At 62.5% G+C, this 22,989-nt stretch carries 21 protein-coding genes; 8 read left to right on the top strand and 13 right to left on the bottom strand.

Annotation, left to right across the window (positions count from 1 at the left end; genetic code table 11):
• Positions 1 to 53: 53 nt before the first annotated feature.
• The 7 genes from apnL to NKI17_RS11560 form a co-directional block, all read right to left on the bottom strand.
• Positions 54 to 1,961, bottom strand: a complete 1,908-nt coding sequence (gene apnL, locus NKI17_RS11590; RefSeq protein WP_352577755.1) for a D-apionate lactonase — start codon at positions 1,959 to 1,961, stop codon at positions 54 to 56.
• Positions 1,958 to 2,992 (bottom strand): Gfo/Idh/MocA family protein, encoded by a 1,035-nt coding sequence (locus NKI17_RS11585; protein ID WP_352827321.1) that lies wholly within the window; start codon positions 2,990 to 2,992, stop codon positions 1,958 to 1,960. Before NKI17_RS11585 ends, apnL begins: the two co-directional genes overlap by 4 nt.
• 1 nt (position 2,993) lies before the next feature.
• Positions 2,994 to 4,058: an ABC transporter permease gene (locus NKI17_RS11580; RefSeq protein ID WP_352905980.1), complete on the bottom strand. Its 1,065-nt coding sequence runs from the start codon at positions 4,056 to 4,058 to the stop codon at positions 2,994 to 2,996.
• Positions 4,055 to 5,599 carry a sugar ABC transporter ATP-binding protein gene (locus NKI17_RS11575; RefSeq protein WP_352754973.1) on the bottom strand — a complete coding sequence of 515 codons (1,545 nt, stop codon included), beginning with the start codon at positions 5,597 to 5,599 and terminating at the stop codon, positions 4,055 to 4,057. Before NKI17_RS11575 ends, NKI17_RS11580 begins: the two co-directional genes overlap by 4 nt.
• Entirely contained in the window at positions 5,596 to 6,249 is a 654-nt protein-coding gene (locus NKI17_RS11570) for a DUF2291 family protein (RefSeq protein ID WP_352754975.1), read from the bottom strand. The genes NKI17_RS11575 and NKI17_RS11570 overlap by 4 nt, the downstream gene beginning before the upstream one ends.
• Positions 6,250 to 6,362: 113 nt before the next feature.
• A complete protein-coding gene (locus NKI17_RS11565) occupies positions 6,363 to 7,304 on the bottom strand; it encodes a D-ribose ABC transporter substrate-binding protein (RefSeq protein ID WP_023675475.1) in 942 nt (313 codons plus the stop codon).
• Between the two features lie 265 nt (positions 7,305 to 7,569).
• Positions 7,570 to 8,397 (bottom strand): phosphogluconate dehydrogenase C-terminal domain-containing protein, encoded by an 828-nt coding sequence (locus tag NKI17_RS11560; protein ID WP_352568083.1) that lies wholly within the window; start codon positions 8,395 to 8,397, stop codon positions 7,570 to 7,572.
• 341 nt (positions 8,398 to 8,738) lie between these two features.
• On the opposite strand from NKI17_RS11560, the gene NKI17_RS11555 reads away from it, so the two are divergent.
• The 3 genes from NKI17_RS11555 to NKI17_RS11545 all read left to right on the top strand — a co-directional run bounded on the left by NKI17_RS11555 (position 8,739) and on the right by NKI17_RS11545 (position 11,243).
• A complete protein-coding gene (locus NKI17_RS11555) occupies positions 8,739 to 9,413 on the top strand; it encodes a DUF2161 domain-containing phosphodiesterase (protein ID WP_352620454.1) in 675 nt (224 codons plus the stop codon).
• Positions 9,414 to 9,560: 147 nt separating this feature from the next.
• A complete protein-coding gene (locus tag NKI17_RS11550) occupies positions 9,561 to 9,986 on the top strand; it encodes a hypothetical protein (protein WP_023675471.1) in 426 nt (141 codons plus the stop codon).
• Positions 9,987 to 10,052: 66 nt separating this feature from the next.
• The gene (locus NKI17_RS11545; RefSeq protein ID WP_352568086.1) at positions 10,053 to 11,243 is read left to right on the top strand and encodes an NADH-quinone oxidoreductase subunit D; all 1,191 of its coding nucleotides are present in this window, start codon (positions 10,053 to 10,055) and stop codon (positions 11,241 to 11,243) included.
• Between the two features lie 286 nt (positions 11,244 to 11,529).
• Here the strand turns inward: NKI17_RS11545 and NKI17_RS11540 are convergent, their stop codons facing one another.
• Positions 11,530 to 11,961, bottom strand: a complete 432-nt coding sequence (locus NKI17_RS11540) for a hypothetical protein (RefSeq protein WP_023675469.1) — start codon at positions 11,959 to 11,961, stop codon at positions 11,530 to 11,532.
• A gap of 475 nt (positions 11,962 to 12,436) precedes the next feature.
• Here NKI17_RS11540 and NKI17_RS11535 point away from each other — a divergent pair, with 475 nt between their 5' ends.
• Genes NKI17_RS11535 through NKI17_RS11525 form a run of 3 tightly spaced genes read left to right on the top strand, consistent with a single transcriptional unit; the run spans position 12,437 to position 15,243 of the window.
• A complete protein-coding gene (locus NKI17_RS11535) occupies positions 12,437 to 13,405 on the top strand; it encodes an HlyD family secretion protein (RefSeq protein ID WP_352568087.1) in 969 nt (322 codons plus the stop codon).
• Positions 13,402 to 15,015: a DHA2 family efflux MFS transporter permease subunit gene (locus tag NKI17_RS11530; RefSeq protein WP_352568088.1), complete on the top strand. Its 1,614-nt coding sequence runs from the start codon at positions 13,402 to 13,404 to the stop codon at positions 15,013 to 15,015. Before NKI17_RS11535 ends, NKI17_RS11530 begins: the two co-directional genes overlap by 4 nt.
• A 60-nt stretch (positions 15,016 to 15,075) precedes the next feature.
• Complete coding sequence (locus NKI17_RS11525; RefSeq protein ID WP_084640998.1) at positions 15,076 to 15,243, top strand: hypothetical protein; 168 nt, start codon at positions 15,076 to 15,078, stop codon at positions 15,241 to 15,243.
• Between the two features lie 4 nt (positions 15,244 to 15,247).
• Here the strand turns inward: NKI17_RS11525 and NKI17_RS11520 are convergent, their stop codons facing one another.
• Both NKI17_RS11520 and NKI17_RS11515 read right to left on the bottom strand, forming a co-directional pair.
• Complete coding sequence (locus tag NKI17_RS11520; RefSeq protein WP_023675466.1) at positions 15,248 to 16,000, bottom strand: metallophosphoesterase family protein; 753 nt, start codon at positions 15,998 to 16,000, stop codon at positions 15,248 to 15,250.
• Complete coding sequence (locus tag NKI17_RS11515; RefSeq protein ID WP_023675465.1) at positions 15,993 to 16,805, bottom strand: nucleotidyltransferase family protein; 813 nt, start codon at positions 16,803 to 16,805, stop codon at positions 15,993 to 15,995. The genes NKI17_RS11520 and NKI17_RS11515 overlap by 8 nt, the downstream gene beginning before the upstream one ends.
• A gap of 707 nt (positions 16,806 to 17,512) precedes the next feature.
• On the opposite strand from NKI17_RS11515, the gene NKI17_RS11510 reads away from it, so the two are divergent.
• The gene (locus NKI17_RS11510; RefSeq protein ID WP_352620527.1) at positions 17,513 to 18,376 is read left to right on the top strand and encodes a hypothetical protein; all 864 of its coding nucleotides are present in this window, start codon (positions 17,513 to 17,515) and stop codon (positions 18,374 to 18,376) included.
• A gap of 59 nt (positions 18,377 to 18,435) precedes the next feature.
• On the opposite strand, the gene amaB is transcribed toward NKI17_RS11510, so the two are convergent.
• The 3 genes from amaB to NKI17_RS11495 form a co-directional block, all read right to left on the bottom strand.
• Complete coding sequence (amaB, locus tag NKI17_RS11505; protein WP_352620447.1) at positions 18,436 to 19,950, bottom strand: L-piperidine-6-carboxylate dehydrogenase; 1,515 nt, start codon at positions 19,948 to 19,950, stop codon at positions 18,436 to 18,438.
• 187 nt (positions 19,951 to 20,137) lie between these two features.
• A complete protein-coding gene (locus NKI17_RS11500) occupies positions 20,138 to 21,412 on the bottom strand; it encodes an RNA polymerase sigma factor (protein WP_352620445.1) in 1,275 nt (424 codons plus the stop codon).
• Complete coding sequence (locus NKI17_RS11495) at positions 21,409 to 21,783, bottom strand: YciI family protein (RefSeq protein ID WP_023675462.1); 375 nt, start codon at positions 21,781 to 21,783, stop codon at positions 21,409 to 21,411. The genes NKI17_RS11500 and NKI17_RS11495 overlap by 4 nt, the downstream gene beginning before the upstream one ends.
• A 327-nt stretch (positions 21,784 to 22,110) precedes the next feature.
• Between NKI17_RS11495 and NKI17_RS11490 the strand changes: the two genes are divergently transcribed.
• Positions 22,111 to 22,977 (top strand): serine hydrolase domain-containing protein, encoded by an 867-nt coding sequence (locus NKI17_RS11490; protein WP_352644156.1) that lies wholly within the window; start codon positions 22,111 to 22,113, stop codon positions 22,975 to 22,977.
• Positions 22,978 to 22,989: the final 12 nt, after the last annotated feature.

The raw sequence follows: 22,989 nt of genomic DNA, 5'->3' as shown, positions 1-22,989 counted from the left end.
CTACGGGCAACCGCTGCCGAAGTGCGGCTATCCAAGAGCCTCGGCAAATGACTTCAGCCGATCCGGACGATTGCGTAGGGTGTCATCACAAGATGGTCTCGGCCCGACGTGTCTTGCGGAATCTTGCGCGACATTCGCCCATCCCAGATCTTCAGAGGACCCCGATCGGAGCCGAGCCCGGAAACATCGACCGGAAAATCGTCCGGGGTAAGGTTCGCCAGCCAGACGATGATCTTGCCTGTCTGGGAGCGGCCGGCCAGTGCCAATACCCGCGTCTCATCGGTCGTTGTCGCCGCCACATGCGCATGGCCGGCCAGATCGCAAAGTCCTTTCACCGCGTGGAAAATCGGCCGGGGTGCACCTTCTTCGACAGGTTCGCCCGACGAGGCCAGTACGCCGAATGGTCCGGTGAAGCTGCAGAGCGTCAGCATTTCGAGCCCGGCCGGCGCAACGCGCGCGGCATAGCCGATCGTCCATGCGGCCCCGAACAGCCCGGCATGGCGAGGGTCGCGGTCAGCCATTGCAATGCGCTGATTGTCGGGATTGGCCTTGGTCGCGCCGCCATAAGGGTTCTGGCGCATGGCAATGGTCGAGGGCCCGATCCGATAAGGTATTGTTCCGAAGATCGTTCGTACTGACGCCGTGATGAAAGGCAGTGCCTCCAGCGATTGCATGACGCTGAGATCGTCGGCGGCGTGCACGATCGGGCAGGTGCAATGCGTGACGAAATCGAGCGGGTCAGCCGGCACACGCTTGCGATTGAGTTCGGTGAAATAACTGAACATACCGCCGCCGAGGCGGGTGTCGGGAAAGGCGCGCCGCGCCGCGGCATAGACGTCTTCGAGCGGTGGGCATTGCGGCCATGCACTGCCCGGCGGCGTCGACTGCCGGTCGACCGAGGGCGAAACGGCAATGGCCGAGAGCTTGAGCCCGGCCTTGCGCACCCTGTCGGCGACGTCTGAAAGCTCGACGTCGAGATCGCCGTCGCCGGCAATGACACATTCGAGCGTTGTCCGGACCGGATAGGCGGCGGCGAGCTGGGCGTAAGCCCGCAAGGCGTCGAGCCCATGGCCACGCGTCGGGTCGTAATGGAACATCAATTGCTGCGGACCAAGCTCGGACAGCACCGATAGCTTGTCCAGCGCCGCCTCGACCTCATCCGGGTAGATGATCACGCCGATATCCGGCAGCGCCGGTCCGGCTTTGCCGAGCGTGACGCGAATTGGTTCGACGGTTGCCGCAGCCGCCGGCACTTTCCCGCGACCCTCTATCCGCAAGCTGATGGTCTGGCGGAAGGTCTTGCCGGCGGGCAGCACATAGGGCCATGGCAGCGCCAGCGGCCGAACATAGGTCTTGTAGGAGGCATCCGACCAGTTGCGCTGGTCCTCCATCTCGAAAGTGTCGCCTTCCATCCGGCATTCGGCGGTGACGTCGGGCCGGACTTCATGAGTGATGGCGCGCAAATCCTTGAAAGGTTGCCAGGGATCGATCAGCTCTGGAAGCCGCGTCGCGACCACGCTGCCATCGGTATGCTCGACCGTGACCGGGCTGCCGGCTAGGCCGGCAATCGGATGCAGGATGCAGAAGCCGCAGCGATTGGTTTCGAAATCGTTGTCGGGAAGAGCGCTCACGTCGAAGATCAGCTGGCCGTCAGCCGAGCCCTTGATGGTCGCACGGAAGTCGAGCCGGCTTCCCTCTGGTCCGAAACAACCTGCCGAATAGCTGACGAAGAAAGCGTCATCGCCCTGGTCGATGATTAAATCGGTGAGCGCTGGCTCGTAGGTGCCCCAGTCGCGATCCCTGACGATGAAGGCGACGGCGCGCAGAACCTCGGTGCCGCCATGCCGGATGGTGCACAGATTGCCGTTGACGAAGTCCGCCGTCAGCGCGCCGGCGCGCAGCCTGACCGGTTCGGCTTCAACTGCACGTGTACCGTAGAGGAGGAAGGCGTCGGCTGTCATTTCAGCAAGGCGTCGAGCTGCACCGGCTCCCGGCCTGCGGCGCCGGCATAGGCTGCCTCGACCAGCGCTAATGTCTTGAGGTTGTCCGCGCCCGAGGTCGCGGGCTCGGTTCCCTTGGTCAGGCAATCGACCCAGTGCTTTTGAATGGCGACGACGCTTTCCTGGATGTTGTGCCACGGCCGCGATGCCCAGGCCAGCAGCGGTGGCGAGACATCGCTGACGACTGTCCCGCTTCTTCCGGTGACGGTGAGCCGGTAGCCCTGCGCCAGCCGGATCGTGCCGTCGCTGCCGTCGATCTCGATCAGCGTCTCGGGGAACGGCTCTGTCGCGAGCTTGCTCGCGTAGCTGCAGTCGACCATGGAAGTGGCGCCGCTCGTGTGGTCCATCAGCATCGTCGCAACATCTTCGCCGGCAATGCCGGGATTGATGCGCGCCGTTCGCGCAGTGACCGTCGAGACGTCGCCCAGCAGAAAGCGGGCGATGTCGAGGATATGGATGCCGAGATCCTCGATAATGAAGCGCTTTCCGGTCGCCAGATAGGGCTGGCCGGAAAACACGTCATAGGCAGAGCGGAACGAGATCCGTCCGAAAAAGGGGGTGCCGATTTCGCCGCTGTCGAGCATGGTACGCACCGCCTGGATCGGCGACTGCCAGCGAAAATTCTCATGCACCATCAGCGGCACGCCGGCGTCAGCACAGGCCTTTACCATCGCCTTGGCGTCGGCAAGCGTCGGCGCAAACGGTTTTTGGCAGATTGCCGGAACGCCGTGCTGCGCCGCCATCTCCACGAGCATTCTGTGGCTTGGTGCGGTGGTGGCGATGTCGACGAAATCCAGCCTTTCGCCGGCAAACAGCGCCGCCGCGTCGGTATAGCGCCGCGCGACCCCGAACTGGTCGCCGACGATCCGCAGCCGGTCCGGATCACGGTCGCAGATGGCGGCGATCGAGGCGCCCTCTATGTCGCGCCAGGCATGCAACTGGTTGACGGCAAAGAAGCCGCAGCCGATCAGCGCTCCACGCAGTTCCGCCATGTCAGCCGGCCTTTGCCATCTGCATCAGCGTGACACGGCTCTGCAGCCGGCGCTGTGCCTGGTCGACGACGACGGCGACGATGATGACGAAGCCCTTGATCACCATCTGCCAGAACGAGCTCACTCCCATCATCACCAGCCCGTCCGAAAGGATGCCGATTACGAAGGCGCCGACAATGGTACCGCCGATGGTACCGCGTCCGCCCGACATCGAGGTGCCGCCGAGCACTGCCGCGGCAATGGCGTTGAGCTCGAAGCTCTCTCCGGTCGCCGGATGCGAGGCCATCAGTTCGGACGAGATGATCAGCCCGACGATCGCCGCGCAGAAGCCGGAGAACATGTAGACGAACATCTTCACCATGTTGACGCGGACGCCTGAAATCCGCGCCGCCCGCTCATTGCCGCCGACGGCGAAGATGTGGCGGCCGAGCGGGGTGTATTTGGCGAGATAGGCCGCCCCTAGCGCAACGACGAGCAGAATCCAGAGCGCGACCGGCAGGCCGAGCAGCCGGCCGGCGCCGAGGTAGCCGAACCCTGTGGTGCCGAGCTCGGGCTTGCCGACGAGATTGGGGAAAGTACGGCCGTCCGACGACAGCAGCGCCAGGCCGCGCGCGACATAGAGCACGCCGAGCGTGGCAATGAAAGGCGCAACGTTAAGCCTGGTGATCAGCAAGCCGTTGACGGCGCCGATCAATATGCCGACGGCAAGCGTGATCAGCGCGATCTCGAAGACGTTGAAATAGATGGTGTAGCCGACCTGCAGGTCGATGCCGTTGAGCACGAGGTAGCCGGCCACCATGCCGCACAGGCCGACGATCGAGCCGACCGACAGGTCGATGCCGCCGGTGATGATGACGAAGGTCATGCCCATTGCGAGGAATGCGTTCAGCGCCACGTGCTTCGACATCAGGATAAGATTGGCGGCCGATAGGAAATTGGGGGCGGCTATCGAGAAGAATAACAGCACGGCGATTAGCGCGATGAACGTCCTCGCCTTCATCAGCGTCAGCAGGACCGAGCCGCCCGACATGGAGTTGACCGCCGCCTTGGCTGGGATGTCAGTCATGCGCCTTGCTCTCCGTGCGGGACCGGTCCGTGGCCGAAGGCCGAGGCAGCGACGAGTGCGGCCTCCGTCGCCTCTGCGCGATCGAACATGCCGGTCAATTTTCCATTGCTCATCACTGCGATACGGTCGGACAACGCCATCACTTCGTCGAGATCGGAGGTGGCAAACAGTATCCCCAGGCCGTCGCGCGACAGCTTGCGCATGGTGCGGAACACGTCGGCCTTGGCGCCGACGTCGATGCCGCGGCTGGGCTCGTCCATCAACAGCACCTTCGGGCCGGTGAGCAGCGCCTTGCCGATCACCACCTTCTGCTGGTTGCCGCCTGACAGCGACGAGACTTCCTGCGCCGGATCGGCGACCTTGATCGCCAGTTCGCGCACCGTCCGGGCCACCGCCTGTCTTTCGGCGGCACCGCGAATGTGGAACAGGCGCACGAACCGCGACAGGCTGGCCAGCGTCAGATTGCTGGCGACGGAGAGGATCGACACCAGCCCTTCGCGCTGGCGGTCTTCGGGGATCAGCGCCAGGCCGCGCCGGATGCGCCGCGTCGTGTCGCGCTCGTGCACTTTTTTGCCGGCAATGAATATCGTGCCCGTCGAATGGCCGTGGCGGCCCATGATGCAGTCGAACAGCTCGCTGCGTCCTGCGCCCATCAGGCCATAGATGCCGAGAATTTCGCCGGCGCGCAGCGATAGCGAGACGTGATCGACCGCAAGCCCGCCGGTGACGCGCGGCAGGCAGATGTCCTCGGCGCGGAATATTTCCTCGCCCGGCACATGGCCGTCGGCCTTGGCGAAGTCCTTGGCGTCCGAGCCGATCATCTGCCGCACGATCCACTGGGTGTCGACGTCTTTCATCTCCGCCTGGCCGGTGATGCGGCCGTCGCGCAGCACCGTGATGGTGTCGCCGATGCGGATCAGTTCCTCGAGCCGGTGCGAGATGTAGACGATTGCCACGCCGCGTGCCTTGAGGTCGGCAATCACCTTGAACAGGATCTCGACTTCCGCCGCGCTCAGCGCCGAGGTCGGTTCATCCATGATCAGGATGCGCGCATCGAGCGAAACCGCCTTGGCGATCTCGACCAGCTGCTGCTGGCCGATGCGCAGATCCTCGACCAGCATGTCGGGCCGGATGCCGGTTTCCAGGCGTTCAAGGAACTCCGCCGCGCGGCGCTCCTGCTCCTTGCGGTCGATCTTGCGGAAGCGGTTGGTGATCTCGCGGGTGGCGAAAATATTTTCGGCGACAGTCAGATTGCCGAACAGATTCAGCTCCTGGAAAACCATGCCGATGCCGCGGCTCACGGCATCACCGGAAGACGAGAATGAAACCTCCTCGCCGTCCAGCAAGATGCGCCCGAGCGTCGGTTGCTCGACGCCGGCGATGATCTTCATCAGCGTCGATTTGCCGGCTCCGTTTTCGCCGACCAGCACGTTGACCGCGCCTTTGCGCACCTCGAAATTCGCCCGTTTGACCGCGACGGTGCCGGAATAGACTTTCGAGACGTCCTCCAGCTTCAGGATGACATCTTGATAGCCGCTCATGGCTTCGGCCCGATCTTTGCCTCCGCCGGCGTCACCAGCGGCAGGTCCTGGCCACTGCCCGGCGTATAGGCGCCAAGTACCTCGACGCTGCGGCCCTCGAGTGCCTCGCGCGGCAGCTTGGAAAGCACGGTCTTGTCGGCATAGGCGTTGAAAGCCTTGCCGAACTGGGCGAAGTCGATCTGGTTGGTGAAATCGTTGAACTGGATGAAGTCGAGGCTGTCGCGCAGCGCGGTTCCGCGCATGGCGGGTCCGATCTGCACCCGCGCGTCCGCCTTGCCGTCGCCGTCGGCATCGACGTCCATCGTCGCCGCGCGTGACTGTGTATTGGCTGCAACGACCTTGCCCTCGAGCCGAACCGCGAAGGTCCATGGCGAATTCGCCTGCTTCTTCGGGTTGCCGTATTTGGCGCCGGCAGCGGCGGGATCGGTCTTGGCCAAGGTGTGAACCTCGGCAAACGGCCCGGCCTTCTGCTGCAGATAGGGTATGACTTTCGCCGCCCAGATGTCCTCGACCATCTTGTCGGGATTGAATGCGGAGCCAGTGCCGCCGTTTTCCGCCGACGGCGTCGGCAGGATCTTGCAGCCGGTCAGGCTGACTATAGCTGCAAGGAACGACGCGACAAGGATCGGCCGGGTCAGCGTGTTGAACATGTCGGCTCGTTCGGCATGGCAGTCAGGAGCACCCAAAGAAATGGAAGCAAGGGCGAAATGGAAGCAAGGGACGAACCGGAGGCTCGTCCCTTGCTGCTTGATGTTACGCCGGCTCAGTTGGTGAGCGCGAACGTCTCCAGCTTGGCGGCATTGTCGCCATTGACCAGGACGCAGTCCATCAGCTGCTTTTCCTCGGCCGGAGACTTCTTGTTCTTGATGAAGTCGTTGGCCTGCTCGACCGCCATCTGCGCCTGCGCGAAGGCCGGCTGCAGGACTGTCGCCTTGATGCCGCCGGAGGTGATCGAGTCGCGCACGTCGTTCGACCCGTCGAAGCCGACGACGATGACGTCCTTGCGGCCGGCAGCGGCAAGTGCCGCATAAGCGCCCATCGCCATCGTGTCGTTGCCGGAGATCACGCCCTTGATATCGGGATTGGCCTGGAGGATCGATTCCATCTTTGAATAGGCCTCGGTCTGGCTCCAATTGGCCGACTGCTGCGCCACCATCTTCAGGTCCGGATAGTCGTCGATGACGTCGTGGTAACCCTTGGAGCGGATGCCGGCATTGGTGTCGGATTCCTTGCCGACGAGCTCGACGAAATTACCCTTCTCGCCCATCAGCTTGACGAATTCCTGTGCGCCGAGCTGGGCGCCCTGATAATTGTTGGAGACGATCTGCGCGACGGCAACGCCGGTGGCATTGATCTCGCGATCGATCAGGAAGGAAGGAACGCCCGCGTCCTTGGCCTTCTGCACCGCGGCGACAGTCGCGTCGGCGCCGGCATTGTCGAGGATGATCGCCTTGGCGCCGCGGCCAATCGCCGTGTCGATCAATTCGGACTGCTTGTTGGCGTCGTCGTCATGGACGAGCACCAACGCCTCGTAACCGAGTTCCTTGGCCTTGGCCTCCGCGCCGACAGCTTCCGCCTTGAAGAACGGATTGTCATGCGAGGGCGTGATGATGGCGATCAAATCCGCCGCATAGGCGGGTGCGGCGGTGCCAAGCGCCAGCATGCCGGCAAAAGCCGCAAGCGTCATTCTGCGTGTCAGTTTCATGTATTCCTCCCGTTGAAAATCCGTGCCTTATCCCAAGGCTATATGCATTCGATTTCGTTAGCCGGCCGTAGGCGGCGGGTCGCGTCAGATTCACAAGCCCTTGGCCGGCTTCACCTCGACGGATCGCTCCCCCTATCCTCCACTCATCCAGCGCCTGATCCTGCTGCGAAGCTTGACGGTCCGATCCATCGAACAGCTAAGCCAACTGGTATAATGAGTCAATGACAATTTCAGGTGACATGTTCCGGAGAACGCGTCGCTGCCCTCAAGTGATGCGCTGAATGCTCGCGGCAATCTCCTCCGGCTCGAACACCCGCTTCCAGTCGTCGCGCATCAGCACCGGCTTGCCGAACTCTATCGCCTTGTTGCAGGCGTCGGAGAACACGCCTTTGGTCTCGCCGAAGATGACGGCGCCAAGCACGTTCATATGGCCAAGCAGGAAGTCGAGCGCCGCCTGCTTGTCGACCCCGCGCGCCACCACCTCGTCAACGGCCTCCTTCATGACGACGAGCAGCGAAGCGCATACCGTTTCCGAAAGGCCGGGCTCGAGCAGCGCCATCTGATCGACCGTGACGCGATGCGAGCGCATGACCGGCGCCCAGATGATTTTTGCGATCGCCTCACCCTTGGCGAAATCCTCCTCCGGTCCCTGCATCAAGGCGCTGACCATATGCTGCTTGGCCTTGACGCCGCCGAAATAGTCCTTCTTGGCCGCCATGTCGGTCTCGTCGTTGAAGATCGGCGGATGGCAGGGGTGGGTGACGAAATAGGTCAGGTCCGGCCGCTTCGGCAGGTGGCCGGCGAAAGGTGCTGCGGCGTCGAGCACGACGACCATGGTGCCTGACGCAAGCTTGCTCTCGATACTCGCCGCGACCTTGCCGATATGCGTGTCCGGAACCGCCAGGATCACCACATCGGCGCCATCAAGCGCCTCATCGGCGCTGACGGCATCGATGCCGAGGCCCGACTTAAGCCGCTCGCGGCCGGCGTCGCTGACCTCGACATGGCGTATCGTATAGGGAGATCCGCGAAAATTGGTCGACAGACGGTAACCCATTTTGCCGCCCGCACCAAACAGCGCAATCGTTGTCATGTGTCCGTTACTCCTGAATTCCAACGACGGCCCTGCCGATCGTCATCCCATTGACTAGTGTGCACATTGCCGCCGGTTGGCGGATTAGAGAACGCAGGGGAGCCGCCGCTCAAATGACGATGCCATGGACGATGTCTCGGGCGCCCGGATGTCCAGCACAGCGCAGCTACGCGGAGCATGCTACCTTAGGTACACATTATACCAGCATACCAAATTGGCAAGCGGCCATGGCACGGCTCTGACCGCTTGCTCGGCCGTCGTTTACCTCCTGTTCAACGGCAAGGAGCGATAATCGCGCTGAACCGCCGATCGGCGGGATGATTCGCAGCCGACAAAGGCCCATGCTCGAAACGTCACTCTACAACCCGGTCAAGGCCTTCCTCGAAGGCCTGGGATTTATAGTCAAGGGCGAGATCGGCGGCTGCGATCTGCTGGCGCTGAGTGCCGACTCTCCACCGATCGTCGTCATCTGCGAGCTGAAGCTGAAGTTCAATCTCGAGCTCATCCTCCAGGGCATCGACCGTATGGCGGCGAGCGACGAGGTCTGGCTAGCGGCATGCATGTCGGCCCGTGGCAAGGGCCGTGAGAGCGATGTGAGATACCGCAATCTCTGCCGTCGGCTCGGCTTTGGCCTGCTTGGCGTGCGACCGAACGGCGAGGTTCAGGTGCTGCTCAGCCCGACGGCATTGGCTCCGCGTCGCGATCCCCGGCGCCGCTCGAAGCTAATTGACGAACACCGGCGTCGGCAGGGCGATCCTGTCGCCGGCGGCGGCTCGCGTGCGCCGATCATGACCGCCTATCGCCAGCAGGCGCTGGCATGCGCCGCAGCCCTCGCCGACGGCCCAAAGCGGCCGCGTGACTTGAAGCCCAACCTGCCGAACGCGCCTAAGATCCTGCTGCACAATGTGTATCGCTGGTTCGCGCGCACCGATCGCGGGATCTACGAACTGACCGCTCAGGGCCGTGAGGCGTTGCAGCGCTGGCCGCAGCCCGATCGCAGCCACACCGCTGCCTGAGACAGGCAACGCCGGATTTCGCGCCCTGCTTTCCGCGACAATCACGGCTTTCGGCAAGACATCACCTCGGTCACGGAACCATATTTCGACACGATAGTTTTGTCGTCACCGAATTGATCGTCCGCTGAGCAAACGGAAGGAACGGCCATGCGCCTATCGACGACAATTGCCACACTTTCGGCACTGGCCCTTGCCTCGCCGGTCTATGCGCAATCCGTGGGACCAGAGCTTGCTCCTGTCCCGCCGACGGCCCCGCAAACCCTGCCGGAGCAAGCCACGCCCGAAGGGACCACTCCCGACCAGACTACACCTGACCAAGCCTTCTCCGCCCAGAATTTCACTGCAGTGACAATCGTGGCGATGGAGGATCTGCCTCCTGACATCAAGGCACAGGCGGAGGCCGTCGTCACCCAGACCAGCGCCGAGGATTTGCGCATCCTGCAAAGTTCGATCGACGCATCGCCGCAGGCGGCATCGGCGCTGGCGGCGAACGGGCTTAATTCCACGCAGGTCGTCGCAGCCAATATCGACGGCGACGGCACGCTGACGCTGATCATCCAGACGACGACGTGAGCGGCTGAAAGCGGACAAGCCGGCTCCGGCACGGAAACGAAGGCCGCCCGATCGCGGAGGACTGTCATGGCCGAGGCTGCAGTTCGCAACTTCACCATCAATTTCGGGCCACAACATCCCTCCGCTCACGGTGTCCTGCGGCTGGTGCTCGAACTCGACGGCGAGATCGTGGAACGCGCCGATCCCCACATCGGCCTGCTGCATCGCGGCACCGAAAAGCTCATCGAGTACAAGAACTACCTGCAGGCCTTGCCCTATTTCGACCGGCTCGACTACGTCGCGCCGATGAACCAGGAGCATGCATTCTGTCTCGCCGCCGAGAAGCTCCTCGAAATATCGGTTCCGAAACGCGGACAGCTCATCCGCGTGCTTTTCTGCGAAGTAGGCCGGCTGTTATCGCACCTCCTCAACGTCACCACGCAAGCCATGGACATCGGCGCGCTGACGCCGCCGCTCTGGGGTTTCGCCGAGCGCGAGAAGCTGATGGTCTTTTATGAGCGCGCGTCCGGCGCCCGCATGCACGCGAATTATTTCAGGGTCGGCGGCGTGCATCAGGATCTGCCGCCGGAACTCCTCGACGACATCTGGAAGTTCTGCGATCCGTTCCTCAAGGTCTGCGACAATCTCGAAGAGCTGTTGACCGAGAACCGCATTTTCAAGCAGCGCAATGTCGATGTCGGCGTGATCGGCCTCGACGATGCCTGGGCCTGGGGCTTTTCCGGCGTGATGGTGCGCGGATCGGGCGCGTCCTGGGACCTGCGCAAGGCGCAGCCATACGAATGCTATTCGGAGATGGATTTCGATATCCCGGTCGGCAAGCATGGCGACTGCTACGACCGCTATCTCGTCCGCATGGAGGAAATGCGCCAGTCGGTCCGGATCATGCGGCAATGTCTGGAAAAGTTGCGCTCACCCGAAGGCCAGGGACCGGTCGCGATCCCGAACCGCAAGATCACGCCGCCGCCGCGTGCCACGATGAAGCGCTCGATGGAAGCGACGATCCACCACTTCAAACTTTATACCGAAGGCATTCGCGTGCCGAGCGGCGAAGTCTATGCCGCCGTCGAGGCGCCGAAGGGTGAATTCGGCGTCTACCTCGTGTCGGACGGGGGCAACGTTCCCTACCGATGCAAGATCCGCGCACCTTCCTTCGCCCACCTGCAAGCGATGGATTTCCTGTCCCGAGGCCATATGATCGCCGATGTTGCCGCGATCATCGGCTCGCTCGACATCGTGTTCGGAGAAATCGATCGCTAGTTTAGCCAGGTCGCAGGATCTTCCCCGATCGCAGGATCATTCGTCGTTAGTAGCCGCGCAGGCAGGCCTGGACGGCGCTCGACCGCCGGTCAGACGAAGGCCCTCACCTGCGGCGGGCCAGCTCAAATTCTCACATCAAAGACGGACGCATGGCCGCGACAAGGCGCAGCCAAGCGTCGAGGAGTTTCACAATCTGCGCGGCCCGACGGGGCACGAGCCCTTCCAAGTTCGGAAGCGCTCTCCACGGCGCGGAAAGAACGCGTGTTCCGCCGTTCCTCGTACCGCCTCAATGCACGATCAAGCCCTTCATCCAGGCAACAAATCTGTTGCCGCGAACTATCCCGCGCACCCTGGCAGCGGCCCATCTCGCTTGCATCGTAGCGCCGACATGGCAATGGCAGACGATTTGGTGCAACTGCCGGTCGCTCAGTTCGAAGAAGCGCTTTGCCTCACCATAGGTATCATCGCTGAGACCCATGGCACGCAGAACCGGATCCTCGAAGGCGACAGTGAGCGGCGTCCCAGCGCCACGCGATCTGTCACGCGCTTCCCTGTTCATATATTCGGTGCCTGGAAGCGCCCCAAGGCATCGCGTCGGGTTTTGTTCGAGAAGTTCCGCCCAACGTTCAATCCGCTGGGTTCGAGTCATCGCCGGATACGCCGCGAAGGACTCAACTTCCGCGACGGCCTGCAGTTGGTCGAGTGTTTGATGTTTCATGGTCGGCTCCTGTCGACAGGTGAATTCGCCCACGCCTACATGAGCAATTATCGCGCCATGGAGCGCTGACAAGGCCGGACCGTCGCAACATGAGGCGTACGGATCACCTGCCCGGTGAAGCGGCGCTCGAATTCCGACGCGCCCCCGCCTGTGTTCGATGTCGACCCGTTAACCGAACCCGTTTCCGGACAGGAACTTTTGCGGAAGCTTGCCGTTTGGCTTTGCGTCCGCTTCGGCGGCTGCAATATCAGTCTTGAAAGCAATTCCGTTGGACACGAAGCCTCAACGCGTCGAACAAGACGTCGAGCCTGTAAATGAAACCCGGGAGCAACCGGCCCCGGTTCGAGAATCTCGTGAGCGATCGGCAGAGCCCCGGCAGGAAAAACCCGACGGGAATGCCTCGCAACGAAAGGCCGGTCTGCTCGGCTTTCCCAGGCGCCATCCCTATGCGGCCGCAGCCATCGCGCTTGCGCTGTTGCTCGTCGCGGCAGGTATCGCGATCTGGTGGCTGAACGCTCGCCAGTACGAATCGACCGACGACGCCTTCATAGATGCGCGCACAGTGACGATCGGTGCGCAAATAGCCGGCCGCATTACCGAGCTGGCGGTTACCGACAATCAGCATGTACAGGCGGGCGATGTCCTCCTGCGTATCGACGACAGCGACTATCAGGCAAACCTGAAGCAGGCCGACGCCGGCGTCGCCGCGGCCGAGGCCGAAATCGTCAATGTCGCCGCCCAGATCGAGGCTCAAAACGCAAAGGTAAACGCTGCCCAGAGGCAGGTTGCACAGGCCAAGGCAGCGCTGGATTTCGCCAAGGCCGAGGATCAACGCAATCGCGAACTCCTGGCCAGGGGCACAGCAACGCAGCAGCAGGCGCAGCAGGCGGCATCGATGTTGCGTCAGGACCAGGCCGCGCTGGACAGCGCCGAGGCCAATGTCGCCTCCGCAAAAAGCCAGGTTTCGGTCTTGCAGGCACAGGCCAGGAGCGCCGAGGCGCAGCTCGAGCAGGCAAAGGCCAGCCAGGAGCAAGCCCGCACGACGCTGTCGCGCACGACTATCACAGCACCCGCAGCCGGGCGCGCAACGAGCATTTCCGCCGCTAAGGGCACCTACGCCCAACCCGGCCAGGTATTGATGATGTTCGTTCCCGACGAGGTCTGGGTGAAGGCCAATTTCAAGGAGACGCAGCTCGATCTGATGCGGCAGGGACAGCCGGTCGACATCGACATCGACGCCTACCCGGACAAGTCCTTCCATGGCCGCGTCGACAGCATTCAGGCCGGCAGCGGCACCGCCTTCAGCCTCCTGCCGGCCGAAAATGCCACCGGCAATTACGTCAAGGTGGTGCAGCGCGTGCCGGTCAAGATCGTCTTCGACAAGCCGCCGGATGTGCTTCTCGGGCCAGGCCTGTCGGTGGTGCCGACGGTCAAGGTGCGATGAACGGCGAAACCGCCAGAAATCAGGGCGAAAGCCGATCCGCCGCCGGGACACACAATCCGTGGCTCATCGCCGTCGTCGTCTCCATCGCCACTTTCATGCTGGTGCTGGACACCTCGATCGCCAATGTCGCCCTGCGCGACATCGCCGGCAGCCTGGCGGCCGGAATGGATGAAAGCACCTGGGTGATTACCACCTATCTCGTTGCCAACTCGGTGATCATTCCGGTCAGCGGCTGGCTGGCAAGCGTCATCGGCCGAAAGCGCTACTACATGCTCTGCGTCGCGACCTTCACCGTCGCGTCGCTGCTGTGCGGACTGGCGCCCAACCTGGAACTGCTCATCCTGTTCAGGGTCCTTCAGGGCCTCGGCGGCGGCGGCATGGCGCCAAGCGAGCAATCGATCCTTGCCGACACCTTTCCGCCTGAAAAGCGCTCGCAGGCCTTCGCGCTTTACGGCATTGCCGTCATCGTCGCACCGACGGTCGGGCCGACGATCGGCGGCTGGCTGACGGACCATTTCTCCTGGCACTGGATCTTCTTCATCAACGTGCCGTTCGGCATCCTGTCGCTGGCCTTGGTGCAATGGCTGTTGGTCGAACCGGACGTACTCGAACGCGAACGCAAGGAACGGCTGGAAGGCGGCCTGAAGATCGACGGGGTCGGGTTCGTCCTGGTGGCGATTGCCTTGGGGTGCCTGGAGATCTTTCTCGACCGGGGCCAGCGCTACGATTGGTTCGCCTCGGATTTCATCACCACTTTCGCAGTGATTTCCGCGATCGCGTTCCTGCTGCTTATTCCATGGGAACTCAGTCGCGGCGATCCGGTCGTCGACATGCGCCTGTTGTTCACGCGCCAGTTCGGCACAGCCTTCCTGGTCATGATGGCGGTCGGTGCTATCCTGTTCAGCACCACCCAGATCGTGCCGCAGCTGCAGCAGACGACATTTGCCTATACCGCGACGCTCTCGGGCCTTTCGATGATGCCGGGCGGCATCGCCATGCTGATCTTGATGCCGGTGTCCGGATTTGTAGGCACCATCGTGCAGCCCAAATACCTGATCATGATGGGCATGTCGGTGGTCGCAGTGGCCCTCTGGCATATGACCTCGCTCACCCCGGACGCCAGCTTCCGCTTCTTTGCCTTTGCACGTGTTTTCCTGATGGTCGGGCTGCCGTTCCTGTTCATTCCCATCTCGACCGCGGCCTATGTCGGCCTGCCCCCGCAGAAGACCAACCAGGCATCGGCGCTGATCAACGTTGCGCGCAATATCGGCGGCAGCATTGGCGTCTCGCTGTCCAACACCGTCATTGCGCAAAGCTCCCAGATCCATCAAGCGAATCTGGTCGGCCACACCGTGCAGTCGTCGCCCGCCTATCAGCAGGCGCTTCGGCAGGCGACCGAGCATTTCGTCGCCCAGGGTTCGCCGATGGTCGAGGCGAAGCAGCAGGCGATCGGCTGGCTCGGCCAGTTGATCGCCCGCCAAGCCACGCTGCTCGCCTATGTCGATGTCTTCCGCTACTGCGCGGTGGCAACCGCCCTGCTCGTTCCGCTTGCTCTACTGCTGCGATCAAGCAAGTCGGGCAGCAGACAGGCGAATCCGGAGATGGGCTGACCAGAAGGCGGGAACCAGCTGACCCATTGCGTTGTTCTGCGCCAAGAGGAGATGATCACGATGGCCACTATTCCCACACCCGAGCCAACCCCGACCCCGGTGCCGCCGCCTCCCATCCCCGATCCCAAGCCCGTGCGTGAGCCGGACCCCGACAGGCTCCCCGACGAGGACCCCATTCCCAATCCGGATGAAAACGATATTCCGCCGAAGCGGGCGTTCAACATCTAGCCTATTAGATTTCGAGCACAGCGTAGGGGCGGCCGGTCGGCTTGGCGACATGCATGGCAACGTTATAGACCGACGCCCCGCCCGGTGTGCGGCCCTCGTAGGCGCCGCGATGCGCATGGCCATGCACCACCGCGCTGACCTGGAACCGGTCTATTGTCTCGGCCAGGCGTGACGAACCGAGAAACGGGAAGATCTCCAGCGGCTCGCCTTCGACCGTCTCGACGACAGGCGCGTAGTGCAGAACGACAAGCGTGCGTTTGGCGCGGACCTGCCGCATTGCGTTTTCAAGCCGCATCGCTTCGTTCACGCTTTCCGCCACCATCGACTTGATGGCGGGTTCGCCGAAGGAGCCGAGCATGCGCGATCCAAAACCGCCAACGAAACCCTTGACCCCGACGAACCCGACCTCGTGAATCTCCGTCGCCTCGCCGTCGAGCAGGTGAACGCCCGCCTGGCGCAGAATGTCGGTGACCTGCTCGACGGCGCCTGACTCATAGTCGTGGTTGCCAAGTACGGCGACGACCGGGATCGTGCAGGCACGCAGTTCCTCGGCAAGGATTTCGGCCTCCCGAGGCTTGCCGAGATTGGTAAGGTCGCCGGTCAGCACGAGAACCTGGGCTGCACGCGACATCTCGCCGAAAAGATCGCGGTACGAGGCCTGGTCCTCCTTGCCGACATGCAGATCGCCAATGGCGGCGACTTTGAGTGCGCTGCCGTTTTCCGCCTTCGGCGAAGCAGTTTCGAGCTCGTCAGCCATTGCTATGTTCTCCTTCACCGCCGACGTCGGCAAAACCCCAGTCGTTGACGTCGATCTCATAGTCAGTTCGTGAAAGCATGCGCCCACGGCAGATTTTCATCCGGGAAGGTGGCAATTCGCGTTGCTTGGCCAGCCGGTCAAGCAGCTCGTCGAGCAGCCAGGCGGGCACGCGGCCCCGCTCCGTCGGATAGATCCATCGGAAGTTCAAGAGATGCATCAGCAGAACTTCCCAATGAACTTCCATGTAGGAAAGCAGCCTTTGCCAGTCGATCTGGTCGTGGGCCTTGAGGATGGTATGCGAGATGTCGGCACCATCGTGGCGACCGCGGTCCTGGATGAAACTTTTGGACCAGATAAGCTCGGTGGGCCCGATGATCCGCACCTGGCTGCCCAGCAATTCGCCCTGACGGGCGTGCTCCAGCCACTGGTCGTCGACAGGCATTGTGCCGTTCATCGAGGCGAAAATGACGTCGAAAAAATGGGTGCCCTTGAACACTTTGCCCAGCCACCGGTCGTCCTCGACCACGACGGCGTAGCCGATCTGCTTAAAATGGGCGAGGATGCGCGGGCAGTCGCCGGCCTTGCAGAAAATGTCGAGGTCCTTGGTCTGGCGGATGATCCCGGTATAGGCGCTTACGGCATAGGTGCCGGCGACAAGAAAGGGGATGCCGGTCGCGACAAGTTCGCGGATCGCTTCGATATAAAAGACCTCCGCTTCGGCATTGCGAAGCGTCGGGGCAGCTTTTGGATCGACCGACGGAACGGATGCCGGGATAGCACTTTTCGGTGGAGGATCGATGATCATAGCAATGGCTCCTGGCCCGGCAGACCAGCAGCCGCCTGTATCTAATAGCCAAGCACGCCCGATGGTTCCCGCCGCGGCGTGCCACTACCGCTCTCGCCTGCTGCATCAGGCGGACACGCCGCCGTGGCAGGCCTTCGAAGCGGTCATGGTTGTCGGCTGCTGCGCGGCCCTAAAAGGATATGTGAGCGGTCATTTTGACGTCAAGATCGCAGCGCGGTCAGCCTCAAGCATGTCGAGGCGGAGTGGGCCCGCTATCGTCCTCGGGTTCGGAAAGGATTGGCTTCAACATGGTTCCCGAGCTGTCGGAGGCGCTGCGCACTCGGCGCAACAGCCACTTGAGCGCCCGTGGCCAGACCGACTCTGTTTGCCGGAAAGCTGCAGGCGGCGTGGCGAAAAGGCCATTCTCCATTTTGTAGTCCCTCACTGTCTCAGTCCAATCAGCGTTCTTCAACGAGCAAAGCTTGTGTTGGTTCCGCGTCGCCATCGGCGGGAGCACGGGCTGGACAGGCGAAGTCATCGTTGGTGGGTTCGAGCGGGCTGGCCCTCTGCAGCGAAATCAGTGGCCTCGGCGATCAAGTCGCGGAATTCAGCCCACTAGCCGGCGGGATTCAGCTCGTATCCTAATGCGTCGGCTCTGGACACGACCCGCGAAGGCTGAAATTGTGATCGGCATTTTCCAGTTGCAAATTTGGTTGGGCTCGGCGGGGATGGCGCTGGTTTCTGAAGACATTGCCAGCCATCCGGCACTGCGTCGCCATGTCCAGGCTCAGTCGCGGACGCTTCTCCAGACGTATGAAGCGAACCCGCGGCTGGCTTCCGTATTCGCCACGCAACAGCGTTGGCTGATGGCCCATATCGGCCTTGGCTTGTATTTCAATCGAGAGCCGGACGATCATCGCAAGGGACTTACGTCCGCACGGTTCATGGACGACATCTGCCGGCATTCGGTGGCCAGCCGCAACACCGCCGATGCCTTCCTGAAGGAGATGCTGCATTACGGTTTCATCCGGCATCTGCCGATTAAATATGGGCGCATCCGCCCGTTTCAGCCGACCGCGGGCACTCTGGAGACGGTTGCCGGCTGGGTCATGGCTCATCTGAAAACGCTGGACAGCCTGGATGGTGGATGTCGACTGGCTGCATTCGTCGCACAACCGGACGTACTCGCCAAACTGCAGCCACTGGTGGCCGACGGACTGCTTTCGTCGCATGCCGTGCGGCAGCCAAAACAGACTTTTTCCTTGTTCACCTGGCTCGACAATGGCGGCATCGTCATGGATTGGCTGATGTCCGGCGTCGACCCCGATCATGCCGACCTGGACCGAATCCCGACCGGTGTCGTCTCAATCGGGGATTTCGCGAACTGGCTCAAGCTTTCCCGCACTCACCTGTCACGCAAATTGCGCGATGCCGAGGAACTCGGCAGCATCGGCTGGTTGGGCCAGCGCGGTCACTCGGTCATGTGGGTGTCGAGCGAGTTCTATCAGGAATACATGACCGCCCAGGCGGTCAAGCTCGCCATCATCGATGCAGCCTTCGACAACTGTGTTGTAACTTCGCAAGCCAGCTGAACGGCGAGCCGACCGCCGTCGTGGCAGCCTTGGCGCCGCCGCGACGAAGGTCTGGCATTTCAATCGATGTCGAACGACACGCCCTGCGCAAGCGGCAGCGCCTTGGAATAATTCACCGTGTTGGTAGCGCGCCGCATATAGGCCTTCCAGGCATCGGAGCCGCTTTCGCGGCCGCCGCCGGTTTCCTTCTCGCCACCGAAGGCACCGCCGATCTCGGCCCCTGACGTGCCTATATTGACGTTGGCGATGCCGCAGTCCGATCCATCGACGCTAAGAAAGCGCTCGGATTCCTGCAGGTCGCGGGTAAAGATCGAGGATGACAGCCCCGCTCCCACCGCATTGTGTTCTTCTAGCGCGATGTCGAAGTCCGAATATTTCATCACATAGAGGATGGGCGCGAAGGTTTCCTCCGTCACCGGCGAAACCTGCCGCGGCATTTCGACCAGCGCCGGACGCACATAGTAGGCCTCGGGGTGACCGTTCTCGACCCGCATTCCGCCGGTTATCTTACCGCCATGCGAAGCCGCCTCCTCCAGCGCCTTCTGCATATTCTCGTAGGCAGCCTTGTCGATCAGCGGGCCAACCAGAGCGCTTGTCTCCAGCGGATTGCCGACCGAGACGCTCTCATAAGCCTTCTTCAGGCGCGGAACGAGCTGGTCATAGACGCTCTCATGCACGAACAGGCGCCTGAGCGTCGTGCAGCGCTGGCCGGCCGTGCCCATGGCGCCGAAGGCTATAGCGCGGAGCGCCATGTCCAGATCGGCCGTCGGGCAGACGATGCCGGCATTGTTGCCGCCGAGCTCCAGCACCGCACGGGCAAAGCGCTTCGCCAGCCGTGGGCCGACATCCCTGCCCATGCGTGTCGAGCCGGTGGCCGAGACCAGCGGCACCCTGGGATGATCGACCAGGATCTCGCCGACGGCGCGATCACCGATCAGCACCGGCGCCAGGCCCTGCGGCGCGTCCGTGCCAAAACGCTTTACCGCGCGTGCAAAAATCGCTTCGCAGGCGAGCGCCGTCAGCGGCGTCTTCTCGGACGGTTTCCACACCACCGCGTCGCCGCAGACCAGCGCAAGTGCCGCGTTCCACGACCATACCGCCACCGGAAAGTTGAAGGCCGAAATGACGCCGACGACGCCGAGCGGATGCCAGGTTTCCATCATGCGATGGCCGGGACGCTCGGTGGCGATGGTCAGGCCGTACAATTGCCGGGAAAGACCGACGGCGAAATCGCAGATGTCGATCATCTCCTGCACTTCGCCAAGACCCTCTGACGGGATCTTGCCGACCTCGATCGATACCAACCGGCCAAGCTCGGTCTTGTGAATGCGCAATTCCTCGCCGAGCAGCCGCACCAGCTCGCCACGCTTGGGAGCTGGCACCTGCCGCCACGCCAGGAAAGCCTTGTGGGCCTTGTCGATGGTCGTTGCCGCATCGGCCGGCGAGATGGTCTTCAGCGCGGCGATCTGCTCGCCGGTCACCGGGCTGCGCACGATGAGGTCGCCGCCCGTAAGCGCGCCCTCGGCAACGCCCAGTTTCGCCAGAAGCCCGGCCGTTTCCTTCGCAATCGTCATTTCGTTTCGTCCCTTTCAGATCCCGTCGCTCATATGGCGTCGGTCCAAGCTTTTCGCCATACCGGTTCCCTGCCGGTCGGCATACCAGGCGCTGTCATGGCGTGGCATTACGCGTTTCAGGGAGAAATCGCCACCCCGGCATGGTCCAAGCCGGCGTCCGACTGTTGAACCAGCCAGATAGAGCGAACTAGCGTGCCGTCTTGGCGGCTTCCGGCACGGCGCTTTCTTTCATCAGCCGGTCAATATGCATGCGGATATGCGCTGCCTCGGCGGCCGTATTGGCAAGCGCGATGGCGCGGTCGAAAGCGACGCGCGCCTCCTCGCCGCGGCCAAGCTGCATCAGCAGTCCGCCCTTGAGGCCGAAGAAATGGAAATAGCCGGAAAGCCTTCCCTCCAGCGGCTCGATCATGGCGAGTGCGGCTTCCGGTCCACGCACCTTGGAGACCGCGACGGCGCGGTTGAGCGTCACCACCGGCGACGGCTGCATCTGCTCGAGCAGGCCGTAGAGCAGGTCGATCTCGTTCCAGTCCGTGTCCTCGGGCTTTTCCGCCCGCGCATGCAGTGCGGCGATCGCCGCTTGCACCTGGTAGGGACCGGGCTTGCGATGGCGCAACGCCTTATCGACCAGCGCCAGGCCTTCATCGATCATCTTGCAGCTCCACAGGCTGCGGTCCTGGTCTTCGAGCAGCACGATCTCGCCGTTCTCGTCGAAGCGAGCCGGCGAGCGTGCATGCTGCAGCAGCACCAGCGCCGTCAGCCCCATGATCTCCGGCTCGGTCTGGAACAGCCTGAGCAGCAACCGGGCCAGCCGGATCGCCTCTTCGCAAAGCGGCGCACGCGCCGAAGCCTCGCCGCTGTTGCTGGAATAGCCTTCGTTGAAGATCAAGTAGACCATGGCGGCGACGGCGGCGAGCCGTTCGGAGCGCTCGACCGCTCCCGGCGTCTCGAACGGCACCCCGGCGTCGGCGATACGCGCCTTGGCGCGCGTGATACGCTGCTCCATGGCGCTTTCACCGACGAGGAAGGCGCGGGCGATCTGCTTGACCGTCAGGCCGGAGACGATGCGTAACGCCACCGCGATCTGCTGTGTGGCCGGCAGGTCGGGATGGCAGCAGATGAACAGCAGCCGCAAAATATCGTCGCGATAATGCGCGCCGTCCAGCCGCTCGGCGACGTCGCTCTCGGCATCCTCCAGATCGGAGATCTGGTCCTCCTCCGGCAGCGGCGCCTGCTTGGCGCGCTTGCGCACCGCATCGATGCCGCTGTTGCGGCCGACGAAGATCAGCCAGGCTGCCGGATCGCGCGGAGGACCGTTTTTCGGCCAGTTGTTCAGTGCCCTCAGGCAGGCGTCCTGGAATGCTTCCTCCGCCGCGTCGAGGTCGCGGAAGTAGCGCAGCAATGCCCCCATCACCTGCGGGCGAGCGGTGCTGATTGCTGTGCTGATCCAGGCGAGTTCGGTCATGCGGAAACCTTGGCGGGATTGAAGAGCGAGACCGGCCGGATTTCATAGGAGCCGCCGCTCGGGTTGACCTCGGAAAGCTCGCGCGCGAAGTCGACGGCCTCATCGAGGTCGGCGCATTCGAGCGTGTAGAAGCCGAGGAACTGTTCCTTGGTTTCGGCAAACGGGCCGTCGATGACCACCGCTTCGCCCTTGATCTTCCTCAGCGTCGTCGCCGCCGTCGTCGGCAAGAGCCGCGCCACCGGGCCAAGCCGTCCCGCCTGGGCATATTTTTCCTGCACGCCGAGGAGTTTTTCCATGACCGCATCATCCTGCTCCTTGCTCCAGGAGCAGACGACGTCTTCAGAGGCATAGCAGAGGATCGCGTAGAGCATGGGTCGTCCTTTTCTCTGTCAAAGGACGAAACACTAGGACCGATCCCGACACCGCGTCGACAAAAAAATACGCTCCGTCCGGTGTCCCAGCCCCTAACTGAAATGTGGAATGCTTTCTGCTGCAAAAGTCGGTCGCATAACTTCGAATTTTTGCGACTGACTTTGCGGCAGGAACTTCCCTGAAAATTCAACGCCATCGATTTTGTCGCAAAACTTAGGAGTTTCGCGACACCGGTATCGATGCAATCGAGAAGTTGATGAACGTCGGATTCTCTCCAAAGAGCGGACGGTTCTCGCGTCGTCATCCCAGGCTGCCTATGATGCGGCATGGAAGCAAAAGTGTTCATTCGTGACGATGGCGAAACAGACGCAACGGGGGTTACGGATTCGATTCCATGGTGGAGCTTTACGAAGACGGCGCTCTCGGTTGCTCTGTTGCGCCTGTCGGAACGCGGCAAGATCAACCTCGACGAAGCTGTCGAGGGGAAATCTTTCACACCTGCCCAACTCCTACAGCACGAGGCGGGGTTACCAGACTACGGTTCCCTTCCGGCCTACCACGCCGATGTTGAAGCGGGTCGTTCGCCGTGGTCTGTTGATGACCTGTTGAATGCAGTCGAAGCAGATCGGCTGCGATACGAACCCGGTCAAGGGTGGGCCTATTCGAACATCGGCTACCAGGAGGTCGCCCGATTGATCGAGGAGGCAACGAATGTCCCTCTTTCCGAGGCTCTTTCCAACCTCGTATTCATCCCTGCCGAACTCGCCACGGCCCGGCTCGCCCTCACTCCGGCTGATTTAGCAGACGTGCAGATGGGCGACGCGATCGGCTACCATCCGGCCTGGGTCTATCACGGATTGGTTGTCGGCACGGCGATGGATGCGGCCCGACTTCTTCGCCATCTACTCGCCGGCAATTTGGTCGACGGGAACGCGCTGTCCAGAATGCTCGAACACAGGCCGCTCCCGCAATTCCGCTCTGAACTCCATCCCGATCCAGCATACGGATTGGGGCTGATGCTGCGGGCAACGAACCCGCTCGCCCATCCAATCGGTCACAGCGGAAGCGGTCCCGGAAGTCGAATTGCCGTCTATGGGCAGCAGGGGAGAACATGCGTCGTTTGGGCAACCGCCGCTTCAAGCACCATTCCCGAGGCGGAAGTTTTCCGTGCCTTGGAAAACGGCGGCTTTTGACACCCCCACCCG

The sequence above is a fragment of the Mesorhizobium sp. M0816 genome (assembly GCF_040320005.1).
In the GTDB taxonomy this organism is placed as follows: domain Bacteria; phylum Pseudomonadota; class Alphaproteobacteria; order Rhizobiales; family Rhizobiaceae; genus Mesorhizobium.
The sequence above is the reverse complement of the archived record's forward strand: the minus strand, read 5'-3'. Positions and strand labels throughout refer to the sequence as shown.